Genomic DNA, 14,050 nt, shown 5'->3' on the forward strand with positions numbered 1-14,050 from the left:
ATGGTCTGTAACAAAAGTTTCTAACAAGTATCATCCATTAAAAATTTTAAAACCTAAAAATAAATTTTTTTTTGAAAACTACTTGAAAGAAGGAAAAAAAATAGTTGCTAGACAACAATTATCAAATATTTATATAAGAAATGGTATATTTTATATTTTCTCAGTAAAAAGTTTGATAAAACAAAAATCGATATACTTAAGAAAGAATTTATTTTATGAAATCAAATACAAACATGAGAATATAGATACATTAAATGATCTAAAATTATGCAGAATCATAGCTAGTAAATTAAAATTAAATTTATAATATATGAAAACTAGAATTTATTTTCCTATTGAAATTCACCGAAGAGAGTTTCTTTCTAGAGTTGTATTTGCTTTAAAAGGATCAAATAAAAAAAGATCAGTAGTTATAGGCTCTAAGGAAGAAATTTATTCAAAAATTAATTTTTTAAGACCAGGACACTATATCTTAAAAAGTGTTCAGCATGGCCTTATTGATCTCGTAAAAGGACTTAAAAAAAAAAAATTTAAGATTAGTGCAATAGATGAAGAAGGTTTAATGCATTATGATGATCAATATTATTTAAGACGGCTAGGAAAAAATGTTATTAATGAAATAGATACTTTTTTTTTTTGCTGGGGTGCAAAAGATAAATCTTTAATTGAAAAAAATTTTCCAGAAATAAGTTCAAAATTACTGATTACTGGAAATACTAGAATTAATATTTTAAAAGAAAAATATCAATCTATTTATAAAGATGAAATATCTAAAATAAAAAGTAAGTACGGAGAATTTTTTTTAGTATCTACAAAATTTGGAAAAATTAATTTTTTACCAAGAAAGGGTTACAATGAATACGTACAAGGTCAAGTAGATCGAGGGTACATAAAAAACAATTATAGTCTAGATATTGCAAAACAGGCAAAAAAACATGAAAAAAAAAATTTCGAATTATATCTAGAATTTTTTGAAAACTTTTCTAAAAAATTACCAAATAAGAAACTTGTTATTTTACCACACCCAGGAGAGAATTATGAAACTTATAAAAAAATTTTAAAAAATTTTAAAAATATTCAGATTTCTTTAGGTGAGTTCTCCACTGAGAGCTTATTGTTAGCCACACAATGTAACATATCTTGTAATTGCACTACATCGGTCGAAAGTTTTTTTCTAAAGAAGATGCCAATAAATTTTATCCCATTTTCAAATGTAAATGTTGAGTATAGTCTGCCAAAACTAGTTTCCAAAAATGAAAATGATACAGATAATTTGATATCATTTTTAGCAAATTTTAATGAAGAAAAAATGAATAAGTTTTTTTTTAAAAATTTAAATTTAGATGAAGTGCAAAATAATATTTCTAATGAAGAAGCAGAGGAGTTTATGATTTCAAAATTAGGTGAATATCAAGTAAAAAAGAATAAATTAACTGAAAATTTTTTGTTTAGGAGCTTTTATTTTATGAAAAGATTTATTAGGGATAATTTGGTTATCTTTAATTCTACAAGTGATTCACTAAGAAAACTTAAGGATCAAAAAAATCCAAAAATTACAAAAAAACAATTAATAGAAATTTCTGAACAACTTTCTAAAATTATTAAAGTTGATAAACCAATAATCACTGAATTATTTCCGGGAATATTTGAATTTAAAAATAAAAGTAAATAAAGGAAGATTAACATGTGTGGCTTTTTTTTTGAGTATAGAAAGAAAAAAACAAGATTTGATAAAAAGAAATTTTTAGACTCTGCAAACTTAATTAAGCAAAGAGGACCTGATGAGTCTAGGTTTTTGGATTATCAAAATATATCACTTAAATTTTTTCGATTGAGTATTAGAGACCTATCAAGTAAGGGCTCTCAACCGATGTGGGACAGAACTAAAAGATATTTGATTGTTTTTAATGGAGAAATTTATAACACTACTTTTTTAAAAAAAAAATTACGTGGTTTATCTTTAGATGGATCATCAGATACAGAAATTTTAATAAATTTATATAAGATTTATGGTAAAAAAATTTTAAAAATGATTGAAGGTATGTTTTCTTTCGTTATTTACGATAAAATTTATAATAAATGTTTTATTGCTAGAGATCGTTTTGGAATAAAGCCTCTTTATTTTTATAACAATAATGATAAAATTATATTATCCTCTGAGATAAAGCCCATAATAAACTATGTTGACAATGTTAGTTTAAATAAAGATGCATTTAAGGATTTTTTTTTAAAAGGATTTTTAGATAATAGTAATAAAACTTTTTTTAAAGGAATATGCTCTTTAGAACCAAGTAATTTTGTTGAATTTGATAAAAAAAGTTTTGTAAAAAGACATTATTGGAGCTTATTTTCTAAAAACTTAAAACAAAAAAATACAAATTTAATTGAAGATAATGTTTGGAAAAAATTAAATTCTTCAATCAAAAAACATTTAATTTCTGATAGGGAGGTAGGTTTGTTTCTTAGTGGTGGAACAGATAGTACATCTATTGCTCAAATAATGGTTAAAAATCAAAAATATAGATTAAAAACTTTTACCTATGATTTTTTAGACAACCAAAATAGTGAGTCTGATAAGGCAAAAAAAATTTCTAATTTATTTGGAGCAAAAAATTATAATGTAATAGTAAAACCAGAGCATGTTATAAATTTAACAGAAAAACTATGTAACATTTTAGAAAGCCCATATACATCTATAAGACTTTTTGGAACTTATTTACTTTATAAGGAAGCCAAAAAAAAGAACATCAAAGTTATAATTGAGGGTCATGGTGGTGATGAAATGACAGCAGGATATAAATATAATTATTTGCCTTATTTACTTGATAAAAATAAAATTAAACAAAGTTCAGATTATCTTAAAATTAAAGATAAGCTGAAGAAGAATGAGAGTTTTAATTTGACTAGAGATATGTTTAGCACTCTTAATTATCAGGGACTATCAACCACTGATGGTATACCTAATTTTTATAGCTCAATTTTTTCTAAAGATTTTCTTAATTCTTATAAAATAGATTATAAGAGAGATACTATCCTACAAGATGATTTAAATAAAAAGTATGGTTTCTTAAAAAAATCACAATACAGTGATATTAAGAATATTAAGATTCCCAGAATTTTAAAATATACAGACAGACTTTCAATGAATTTTAGTGTTGAGTCACGAGTACCATTATTAGATAAAAATTTATTTAGTTATTTGTACAATCTAGATGGAAATTCAAAATTTTATAAAAATCAAACTAGATATATATTTAAAAGAAGTTTAAAAAATGAAAAAATTTCAGATTTTTTTACAGATAAAAAAAAAACAATTGTTGACCCTCAATCTCTTTGGTTAAAAAAAGATCTTAGGGATTTTGTTTATGATAATTTAAATTCTTCTGAAATGAATAATTCCTCATTATTTAATCCTAAAAAAATAAAAGAACATTATGATAATTTTTTAAAAGGTAAAATCAACACCAGCTTTCAAATATTCAACATTCTAACAACAATAAATTTTTTTAGAACCTTCAAAAAAAATATATAAAAATTTATTAAATTTAATTAAAAGTTTTATAAAAATGTAACAAGTTTGACAATCCTGGTTTTGCTAATTTTTTAGCAAGATTGCTATTTCCATTCCAAATCTCTTGTTCATACTCTTTTTCAAAATTAAATATATCTTTACTATTTTGATTTTTGGTTGGGTATGCAATTAATGTAAGTGTTAATATATCTCTCGTTTCATATTTTTCAGGCACAGAAGCCCGATGGAGGCATTCGCATGTATTACAAACTATTAAAGCACCTTTTTTTAAATTATTAGTAAAGAATTTTTTTTCTTGTTCATTTTTTACTACAAACCCTCTTTTTTTAAATCTATTTTTATAATTTAATATTTTTTTTGTTTCATCTGAAGGGATTATAACTGTAGGTCCATTTTTAATATTCATATCATGTAAATTAAAAAAAACCTTTAAGTGGTTTCCTAGATAGATATCGTTATGAAAATAATTATTATATTTTTCTTCATCTGAATTGAAATGGTTGGTTTTCCTCAATGTTACATTAGCAATGTAAATTGGCATTTTGTAAATTGAACTTAGATCTGAAATTACCTCTTTTAAATTAATATTAATAAAATTTTTAATTATTTTTTTAAGTTCAGTATTTATTGAATAATAATGAAGAGACTTTATATTAATTTTTTTATTGGTTATTTTTTCTTTACTAATTTGTTCATTTATATCGTCTGCAATTCCAGAAAAATTTTTATTTATTACAAAATAACCTTTTTTTGAAAATTGTATAAAAGATTTTGAGTTTATGTTTTTTTTGATTTTTTTATTTAATCTTTTGTTTATTATATTATACGATAAAGGTAGCATTGATCTAAAAAAGACTTTACCTAAAAATTGATCAAATTTACTTATAGCTTTTCCTAGTTTCATTCTTTTATTTTCTTTATTTCAAAATTATTAATATATATATATACAAATTACATGAATGTATTTGAAAAATGTTTAAGGTATATATTTAAGGTTAATGCCATTTTGGGTATTATTGCATATCTTAGATTTTTATATTTTTTTTATATAAAAAAAAACTTTAAAACTTTATACCCTATAGATAGTAGTGATTTTGGTATGGCCAAGAATTCTTATGAAACAGCACTAGAAAGCAATGTTTATCACCTCAATAAACCTATAAGTAATTTTTTCAAATATTTTGGAAAATTCAGGGGCTCTAGAACAGATCTTTTGTGTTATCCTCTAAAATCACTTGGAATTATAGATTATCAAAATTCAAAAGTATTGGCAGTAGGACCAAGACTAGAGTCTGAAATTTTTACTTTATTTACAAATGGATTTAGATTTAAAAATATTAAGTCTATTGATTTACAGAGCTATTCAAAATTAGTTGATCTAGGAGACATGCTGAAAATGCCCTACGAAGACAATTCTTTTGATGTAGTTTTTGCAGGATGGGTAATAGCGTATACAGACAAAGTTGAAGATGCAATTAAAGAATTTATTAGAGTGGCAAAAAATGGTTCTTTAATTTGTATTGGTATTAGTCATAAACCAGACATTCAACTTTCAAAAGTTCCACTAAAAAGTTCTAAAGAAATTCTCTCATATTTTGGTAATAATTTAAATGACGTATATTTTAGTTTTCATCCAAATGATCCAAATTTCATTAAAAAAGAAAATCAATTAAATTCTTATAGATCTATAATTGTGGTTAGTATAAAAAAATAATTGATTTTTTAATTAAAAGAACTATTAAAATTGTAATGAAAAAATTCATATTAATTAGACATGGAAAAGCAAAAATGGATGGGGAAGATCATCTAAGAAAACTAGATAATGATGGTATTTTACAATCGAAATCAATCTGTGAGAAGCTTGAAAAAATTATCAAAAATGATTTTAGTATTTACAGCAGTCGATTTGTAAGGGCAGTAGACACTATTAAACCTTTGGCAGAAAAATTTAAAAAAGAAATAATAATGGCAGATGAATTAAAAGAAATAAACATAGGTAAGTCTGAAGAATTAAACAAACATGAAATTATAAAAAAAATGTGGGAAGATGAAAATTTTAAAGTTGCAAATGGAGAATCACAGATAAACAAGTTTAATAATATGAAGATTTTTTTAGAAAAAATGTTTAATAGTAATGGAAATGAGGATATTATTATAGTTACCCATGGAAACCTTTTAGGTATTATATTAAAGTTTTATTTTAAAAGAAATTTTGGTTTTAATGATTGGAAAATGATGTCAATGCCTGATTTATATGAATTAAGTATTGAAAACAATGAAATAATTTCGTTTTATAGAAATATTGAAAATATAAATAAACTTTTTTACATTAAATAATATGGCTGAAGAAATAAATAAAAAATACCTTAAGGAAAAGCAGTATAAATCTACCAAGTATTTAGAAGCAAGAATTAAAATTCATCAATTTACGGAAAACAAAATTTCATTCCATGAATGGATATTTGAGCAATATAAATTAGATAATTTAAAAAATAAAAAAATTAATATTTTAGATGTAGGATGTGGCACAGGAATATTTTGGAAAAAAAATATAAATAAAATTGAAAATATTGATTTAACAATCACAGATTTTTCAGATGCAATGATAGAAAAATCAATTCAAAATTTAAATGATTATAAAAATGATATTAAATTTGAGGTTGCTGAAATTGAAAAATTAGAAAAATATTATGGTAAATTTGATATGGTTTTATGTCATAATGTTATTTATCACTCTGAAGATAAAAATTTAGCTATTGAAAACTTAGCAAGGTGTTTAAATGATAATGAAGAATCTTTTTTAAGTATCACAACAAATAGTGAAAAACACATGCTTAATGTTTATGAAATAGGCAGACAACTTGATGAGAACTTTCCAACAGATAGAATTATAGATTCTTTCACAGAGGAGGTTGCAGACAAACTTCTACCAAACCATGTACTTTTTGAAAAAATAGTTGAAAATGAAAAACTTAAGGTTACAGATTTAGATATTTTAATGGATTATGTTGCGTCAGGTGTAGAACCAAGAAATATTAAGTTAGTTGAGGATTTTTATGACAAATATAAGGATATAGCAAAAAAGGAAATTGAGGAAAAGGGTCACTTTGAGATAATCAAGAGATCGCCACTTTATATTTGTAAACAGAAAAAATAATGGTCATATGGATAACCGGAATTTCTGGAGCTGGAAAAACAACTTTAGCAAAGCATTTTAAAAAAAAATTTAAAAAAAAATTAATATATTTCGATGGTGATGAATTTAGAAAAATCTTTAATAATGACATTAAATATACTTTAAAATCCAGAAATACAAACGCTGAAAGACTTACTAAATTAGTAAAATATTTATCAGACCAAAAAAATAATCTAATAATAGCTGCAAATTTAACATCCTATAAATATCGTGTGTGGTGTAGAAAAAATATAAAAGATTTTATAGAAGTCTTTATTGTTGCTGACATGAATAGTTTAATAAAAAGGGACTATAAAAAATTATATTCAGATGCAATTAAAAAAAAAATAAATAATGTAGTAGGAATTGATATTCCATTTAAAATACCAAAGGGGTCAAACATTTATATTACTAATAATGGCACAAAATTAAATTTTCTATCTGAGGTAAAGACAATTAATAAATATATTAAAAAAAATAAAATAAAATATAATTTATGAAATTTATTTGTGTAACTCAACGTTTAGTATACGATAAGAAATCAAAATCATTTAAAGATGCATTAGACAAAGATCTTACAAATTTTTTGAATAAAATTGGTTATCTACCAATAGCTATACCAAATTTAAATTTGAAAAGTAAAAAAATTATAGAATTATTAAAATTTTATACAAATAAAATTGGTGTAAAAGGATTTATTTTTTCTGGAGGGGAGGATTTAAATCAAAATAAAGAAAGATATAAAATTGAAAATACAATTTATAATTTATGTGTAAAAAAAAAAATTCCTTTATTTGGAATATGTAGAGGTCTACAGATGATAGCTAATCTAAATAAAGTAAAATTAGATAAAGTTTCAAATCATGTAGCAAAGCGGCATTTAATAATTTCAAATTATCCTAAAAATAATCATAAAAGAGAAGTTAATAGTTTTCATAATTGGCAAATAAATCATTGCCCTAAAAATTATGAAATAACACATTTTTCTAACGATAAAGTGATTGAGGGAATTAAGCATAAAACACTACCAATTAATGCATTTATGTGGCATCCAGAAAGAGAAAAAAAATATCATCAAAATGACGTGAATATTTTTAAAAAAATATTTAAATAAAAAACAGTTTTAGATGTTAGGAGTTCTGTTGGAATGATATTTAGACCATTTTTTAAAAATAGTTAGAAATGTATAGGTAACGACCCTGATTATAACTATGTGGTGTATTGAAGAAAAAAATTTAATTTACTAGTAGAATTTTTACAGGTAAAAAAATACTAAGGAATTTAAAGTTTTAATTAAAAATGAAACTTATGAGAGTATTGTTAATAAATTTAAGTATTATGACTATATTAATAAAGATCTCAATATAATCAGAGGTGATTACAGGAATAAATAAATTTTATCATAAATTTAATTAAATAACAGGAGGGTCTTAAAATTAACCTAAAAGTTATATATAAAAATTACTAATAAAAATGGAAAGTTACAAAGAATTATATATCCAAATAATAAATAATATCTAAAATAAAATCATCAATAAAAATGAATAGTAAAATTAGTGTCTTTTAAAAATCAAATAGTTATAGTTGTTAGCGCTGGAAACAGCGGTGGTGGGGCTGTACATGACTATCTTTTATGTAGAAATGATTTTATTTCTCCATTTCAGGGAGAAGAATTTAGATTAATAACTGATCCTTATGGGCTAGAAAATTTGTATCATAAGTTGATTAAAAATTTTTCATTAAATAATTCCTCAGAAGCATTTCATCAATTTAGTAAATATTGTTTTTTTCTAAAAAACTTAAAGTCACCTAAAACTAATAAATTAATTTATGGAAAAGAGTTCTATAATTTAAGTAAACAATATTTAAGCAAAATTGAATTATTATCTTATAAGGGGATACCACAATTTAAAAGCATATCTTTAAAAACCAAAGATAAGATGCTTTTTTACTTAAAAAAAAAATTCCTAAGATATAAAAATCATGAACATGGGCTATATAAAATGAATATACCAGTCGATAATGACAGGTTTATTTTGGAAACAAAAAAATATTTATTTAAAGTGTTTAAATCTAATGTAAGTAATATTTCAAAAAAAAATATAATTATGGATCAAGCTACAAATTATTGGAGACCAGAGACAACTTTTAAATACTTTAATAATCAAAAAATTATTATTGTTACTAGAGATCCAAGAAGTATTTATTTTAGCATGAAATCTAGAATGTCTTATGCTTACCCTGGATATGATGTAAAAAAATTTGTCAAATGGTATCAGGAAATAATGAAAAAAAGAGAAATTATAAGTAAAAAAAATAAAGATAATATAATAGAAATTAAATTTGAAAATTTTGTATTAAATTTTGAAAATGAAAAAATAAAATTAGAAAAATTTTTAAAACTTAGTTCTCAAAATGTTACTAAATTTGATTATAAATTTACAAAAAACAATATGCTTAAAGCTAAGGAAAAATTAGATAAAAATGATTTAAATTATATCAAAAAAAATCTTCATAATTACTTACAATGGTAGAATTTTTATCCTATAAAAATTGTAAAATTTGTAACAACAAGGGTAAAAAAGTTTATTCAAAAGATTATTCAGATAAAGAGTTTGCTAATTTTTTTAGTAAGTTTTATGGCCACTCAAATCTTGATTTATTATTAGATTATGTAAAAAATGAGAAGTTTACGCTTCTTAAGTGTGCAGACTGTAGTTTTGTTTGGCAACAAACCGAACCTGATGGTAAATTTGCATTTAAACTTTATGAAGAAATAATTGATAAAAAAGCAAGTCTTGAAAAAAGTATTAAATTAAAACAAAAAAGAAAAGAAAGGTTTAAAACAGAGTTTGAGTTTATTTACAATTATTTTAATGTTAAAAAGTTAAATATTTTAGATTTTGGTGCAGGTTGGGGGTCATGGTTGGATGTTGTTGATAAAAATAAAGCTAATTTATATGCTTTTGAAATTTCCCCATCTAGAAAAAAACATTTAATTAAAAATGGTTTTACTGTTTTAGATGAAAATTCAATTAAAGATTATAATAATTTTTTTCATTTTATAAGGTTAGAGCAAGTACTTGAGCACTTAACTGACTTAGAACAAAATATTCAATTAATAAAAAAGCTTAGTTTAGAGGGTGGTCTTATCAATGTAGGTGTACCAGATGGTGTCTCAGAGATTAAAAATAACAATTCTTACACCATTGAGAAGGGACCAGTTCAGCCGTTGGAACACGTGAACTGTTTTAATAATAAAAGCCTAATTAAATTTTTTAAAACAAATGGTTTTCAAAACTTGTCTGTTTCTAATTTAATAATTAATCATTTTAAAAATAAGCCAAATAATATTGATAGAATAAAATATTTATTTTCCGATATTATAAAAAATTTATCCTCTACAAGTATAAGATTTATAAACAGAAAAAATAATTTTTAGTATGTCTGGTATAAATGATTTTAATTTTCAAGATAAAGAACTTTTAAATAAAATGAACAGTATTATAGGGTCTAGAGGTCCTGACTACATAGGATATACATCACTTCCAGATTATTCTGCATCATATAATCGACTAGTAATAGTGAATATTCACGTTAGAGTTAATCAGCCTTATCTTTTTGAAAACCTAATCATTTCACTCATTAGAGAAATTTATAATCATCTAGAGCTTAAAAAATTATTAGAACAAAAGGGATATAATTTTAAAACCACATCTGATATAGAAGTAATTATAAAACTTTTTAAAGAATGTGGTTTTGATTTATTTTAAATTATGAAAAATTATTTTTATATAATGATTAATACTTTTAAAAAAAAAAGTCTAAATAGAATTTTACAAGAAATTTATGCAAAAAAACAAATCGCTAGTGGTTTTGTAGTAGAATTTGGAGCAGAATCTGGGTCAACTAAAAACTTTACAAACTTTATTCAATTTAAGGATGTTCTAAAAACAACATACTGTGATAAGTTTCCAAAACATAATGAAACTAAGGAGGAAGATTTAGAAGAAAAATTAACTTTACTTGATAACTCACAAGATAATATAATTATATTTAATGTTTTAGAGCATGTTTTTGATACAAAAAATGCTTTTTTAGAGATCAACAGATGTTTAAAAAGTAATACAGGTACTATTATTGGTTCAACACCATTTATGCATAGAGTCCATGGGGCCCCATATGATTATAGCAGATATACAAAACAATATCTTGAAAAAATTCTTGAGAAATCCAATTTTAAAAATATCAAAGTAGAAAATTTAGGTTTCGGAGCATTTACCTCAGCCTATGTAATTATTTTTGATTATCTAAAATTAATACCATCTTTGAATAATATTATTTTAACATTTTGTTTAATCCTTGATAAATCCATCAGCTTAATTGTAAAAACTGAAACTAAAAATATTTACCCAATTACAGTTTGTTTTACTGCTGAAAAAAAATAATGTGTGCAATTAATGGTTTTAACTATAAAGACTTAAGTCTCATAAAAAAAATGTCTGCTCTTACCTCTAGTAGAGGGCCAGATAATGAGGGCTTTTATTCAAATAAGGATTATACAGTTGGACACAATAGACTATCCATAATTGACCCAGAAACAAGATCAAATCAGCCCTTTCATTTTAAAGATTATATTTTATCATTTAATGGTGAAATATTTAATTATATTGATCTCAAAAATTCCCTAATTAAAGCTGGTTATAAATTTGAAACTAAATCAGATACAGAGGTATTGATTAAGTTGTTTGATTTTGAGGGCATTAGTTGTTTTAAAAAGTTGTCAGGAATATTTGCACTTTCTATTTATGATACTAAATTAAAAAAGCTTTATTTAATAAGAGATGCTGTTGGAGTAAAGCCACTATACTATTATCACGAGCCTAATACAAAAAAGTTTATTTATTCATCTTTAATAAATAGCATACTTCTTTCTCTAAATGAAAAAAGATTGAATTATAAGGCATTAACTTCTTATTCAAATTTTAATAGAAATGATTATAGAGAAACTTTTTTTCAAAGTATTTATAAAGTTTTGCCTGGGGAGCTAATTGAAGTATCAAATGGAGATTACAAAAGAGTAAAATTTATAGACATTGAATTTAAAAATATCAATAAAAATTATAATTCTTTAAAAGAAATAAATTATCATTTTTCAAAACAATTTATATCAGATGTTCCTGTAGCACTTTCTTTATCTGGAGGAGTAGATTCAAATATAATTTTTCATGAATTATTAAAAAATAAAGGAACCCAGTTCACAAGCTACTCTGTTTTATTTAAAGATTCCCCTAAATACAGTCAAGATCACGAAGTGGCAAAAAATATCTCAAAAGCATATGGAGTAAAATTTAATTCGGTAGAGGTAAGTGCAAAAGATTTTATGGAAAATGCAGAAAAAATTGTTGATATAGTTGAAGAACCCACTGGAAACACTAATTCAGTATCTAATTATATATTAAGTCAGAATATTTCTGAAAAAGTTTTGTTCTCTGGTGATGGTGGGGACGAAGTATTTACAGGTTACAATAAATATAAGTCAATTTATATTGCATCACTATTAAACAAAGTCAATATTTTTAGAAACTTTAATTTAAAATTTGAAAATAAAAATCTAAACAGAATATTTATGAATAGATCTGAAGATTTATTTCTTTCCTTCAGCGAACAAAATTTAATTAAAAATCAAAAAAAAATTTATAATACTTTTGAATATATAGATCAAAATGAATTAAATGAAATACTTTATCAATCTAAAGGTTATAGTAATGGTTCTAATCTTTCTAATGTTATGTATCATGATTTAGACACATGGGTTCCAAATGACATATTATTGAGAAATGATAAGATATATGCGAATCAAGGTATAGAGGTAAGGGTTCCGTTCTTGGATAAAAATATTATTGAGAAGTTTTTAATGATGAGTGATTATAAAAAATTTGGTCTTTTCTTTAATAGCAAAAATTTGTTGAAGAAAGCCTATCAAAAAGAACTAAATATGACCTTAAAGAAAAAACTGGGTTTTAATTCTCCTTTTGCGGGTTGGCTTAGAAAAGACATTTATCATTTTGCACAACAAGTTTTAAGTAAAAACTATTACGATTCTTCACACCACATTAATTTTGATGAGTGTACAAAATTGATTACAAGACATAAGGAGGAATACTGTGATCCTTTCCTAATATGGAACTTAATAAGTCTTCAAATTTTTTTAAGAAAGTACAAATTTTAAAATGAGAATTTGCTACCTATCAAATTCAGCTATACCCTCATCTGTAGCAAGTGCCATTCAAATAGTAAAAATGTGTGAAGCATTTTCAGAACTAAATAATGAAGTTGTTTTGATAACAACAAATTTATCCAAAAATAAACAAAATATATTTAAGTACTACAATGTGAAATATAGATTCATCTTTAAGAGAATTAAGATGTTTAAAACATTTCCATTAGGTTTTAAGTATTATTTATTCTCAATTTTTTCTATATATGAAAGTTTAAAACATAAACCAGAAATATATATAACTAGAAATTTTTTTACATGTTTTTTACTTGTATTATTAAGAAAAAAAATAATTATGGAATTACATCACGATTTAGCTATAGAATCTAGAATTGTTAGATTTTTAGTTAAGAATTTTAAGTTTTTAAATTCCAAACACTTAAAGAAAATTGTAGCAATTACAAGAGGTGTAAAAGATGAATATGTAGATAAAAAAATTATTAATGAAAATAAAATTATAATTTTACCAAGTGGCTCATCAATAAAGAAAAGATTTGAATTTTTAAATAAGAAATCTTTTTTTAAGATTGGTTATTTTGGCTCTTTATATAAATCTAGGGGATTAGATCTAATAAGAAAATTAGCAAAAATTGACAATAAAAATCAATATTACTTATATGGTGATTTTGATAAAATTAAAAATTTTAAGTTAAAAAATTCAATAAAAAATTTGCATCTAAAAAACTATGTACCCTATAAAGATGTGCCCCAAAATTTATCAAAAATGGACATACTATTAATGCCTTACGTTTCATCTATTACGGCGGCAGGGGATGTTGGTGATAATACTAAATTTACATCGCCATTGAAACTATTTGACTATTTAAGTGTAGGAAAAATTATACTATGTTCAGATTTTCAGGTATTAAAAGAAGTAATTGATGATAAAAAGAATGCAATATTTATTACAAATTATAAAAATATATTTTCGTGGAAAAACGAGATTGATAAATTAAGTAATCAACCTCAAAAACAGCTTATTATGTCCAGAAATAATTATAAATTAAGCAAAAGTTATTCATTAAAAGAAAGAGCCAAGCTAATACTAAAATCATAAAAATAG

General features: G+C 23.5%; 14 protein-coding genes. 13 read left to right on the forward strand and 1 reads right to left on the reverse strand.

What is annotated here, in order from left to right; genetic code table 11:
* The first annotated feature begins 310 nt into the window (after positions 1-310).
* Together ABXT39_RS00700 and asnB (ABXT39_RS00705) are read left to right on the forward strand one after the other, a co-directional pair.
* Complete coding sequence (locus ABXT39_RS00700) at positions 311-1,672, forward strand: surface carbohydrate biosynthesis protein (RefSeq protein ID WP_415295251.1); 1,362 nt, start codon at positions 311-313, stop codon at positions 1,670-1,672.
* A gap of 12 nt (positions 1,673-1,684) precedes the next feature.
* Positions 1,685-3,532 carry an asparagine synthase (glutamine-hydrolyzing) gene (asnB, locus tag ABXT39_RS00705; protein ID WP_415295253.1) on the forward strand — a complete coding sequence of 616 codons (1,848 nt, stop codon included), beginning with the start codon at positions 1,685-1,687 and terminating at the stop codon, positions 3,530-3,532.
* Positions 3,533-3,545: 13 nt separating this feature from the next.
* On the opposite strand, the gene ABXT39_RS00710 is transcribed toward asnB (ABXT39_RS00705), so the two are convergent.
* Positions 3,546-4,436: a hypothetical protein gene (locus tag ABXT39_RS00710; RefSeq protein WP_415295254.1), complete on the reverse strand. Its 891-nt coding sequence runs from the start codon at positions 4,434-4,436 to the stop codon at positions 3,546-3,548.
* A gap of 51 nt (positions 4,437-4,487) precedes the next feature.
* Between ABXT39_RS00710 and ABXT39_RS00715 the strand changes: the two genes are divergently transcribed.
* From ABXT39_RS00715 to ABXT39_RS00765, 11 genes are all read left to right on the forward strand, one after another.
* On the forward strand, positions 4,488-5,246 hold the full coding sequence (locus ABXT39_RS00715) for a methyltransferase domain-containing protein (protein ID WP_415295255.1): 759 nt from the start codon (positions 4,488-4,490) through the stop codon (positions 5,244-5,246).
* Between the two features lie 35 nt (positions 5,247-5,281).
* Positions 5,282-5,869 carry a histidine phosphatase family protein gene (locus ABXT39_RS00720; protein WP_415295257.1) on the forward strand — a complete coding sequence of 196 codons (588 nt, stop codon included), beginning with the start codon at positions 5,282-5,284 and terminating at the stop codon, positions 5,867-5,869.
* Position 5,870: 1 nt separating this feature from the next.
* Complete coding sequence (locus ABXT39_RS00725; protein WP_415295258.1) at positions 5,871-6,689, forward strand: class I SAM-dependent methyltransferase; 819 nt, start codon at positions 5,871-5,873, stop codon at positions 6,687-6,689.
* Positions 6,689-7,207 (forward strand): adenylyl-sulfate kinase, encoded by a 519-nt coding sequence (locus tag ABXT39_RS00730; RefSeq protein WP_415295260.1) that lies wholly within the window; start codon positions 6,689-6,691, stop codon positions 7,205-7,207. Before ABXT39_RS00725 ends, ABXT39_RS00730 begins: the two co-directional genes overlap by 1 nt.
* A complete protein-coding gene (locus ABXT39_RS00735; RefSeq protein WP_415295262.1) occupies positions 7,204-7,821 on the forward strand; it encodes a glutamine amidotransferase-related protein in 618 nt (205 codons plus the stop codon). Before ABXT39_RS00730 ends, ABXT39_RS00735 begins: the two co-directional genes overlap by 4 nt.
* 442 nt (positions 7,822-8,263) lie before the next feature.
* Complete coding sequence (locus ABXT39_RS00740; RefSeq protein WP_415295264.1) at positions 8,264-9,241, forward strand: sulfotransferase; 978 nt, start codon at positions 8,264-8,266, stop codon at positions 9,239-9,241.
* On the forward strand, positions 9,235-10,149 hold the full coding sequence (locus ABXT39_RS00745) for a class I SAM-dependent methyltransferase (RefSeq protein WP_415295266.1): 915 nt from the start codon (positions 9,235-9,237) through the stop codon (positions 10,147-10,149). Before ABXT39_RS00740 ends, ABXT39_RS00745 begins: the two co-directional genes overlap by 7 nt.
* A 1-nt stretch (position 10,150) precedes the next feature.
* Entirely contained in the window at positions 10,151-10,480 is a 330-nt protein-coding gene (locus ABXT39_RS00750) for a hypothetical protein (protein ID WP_415295267.1), read from the forward strand.
* Positions 10,481-10,504: 24 nt separating this feature from the next.
* Entirely contained in the window at positions 10,505-11,155 is a 651-nt protein-coding gene (locus ABXT39_RS00755) for a methyltransferase domain-containing protein (protein WP_415295268.1), read from the forward strand.
* Positions 11,155-12,939 (forward strand): asparagine synthase (glutamine-hydrolyzing), encoded by a 1,785-nt coding sequence (gene asnB, locus ABXT39_RS00760; protein ID WP_415295270.1) that lies wholly within the window; start codon positions 11,155-11,157, stop codon positions 12,937-12,939. Before ABXT39_RS00755 ends, asnB (ABXT39_RS00760) begins: the two co-directional genes overlap by 1 nt.
* A gap of 1 nt (position 12,940) precedes the next feature.
* Entirely contained in the window at positions 12,941-14,044 is a 1,104-nt protein-coding gene (locus ABXT39_RS00765) for a glycosyltransferase (RefSeq protein ID WP_415295272.1), read from the forward strand.
* Positions 14,045-14,050 lie beyond the last annotated feature (6 nt).

The organism is Candidatus Pelagibacter sp. Uisw_113, assembly GCF_047717815.1.
Classification (GTDB): Bacteria; Pseudomonadota; Alphaproteobacteria; order Pelagibacterales; family Pelagibacteraceae; genus Pelagibacter.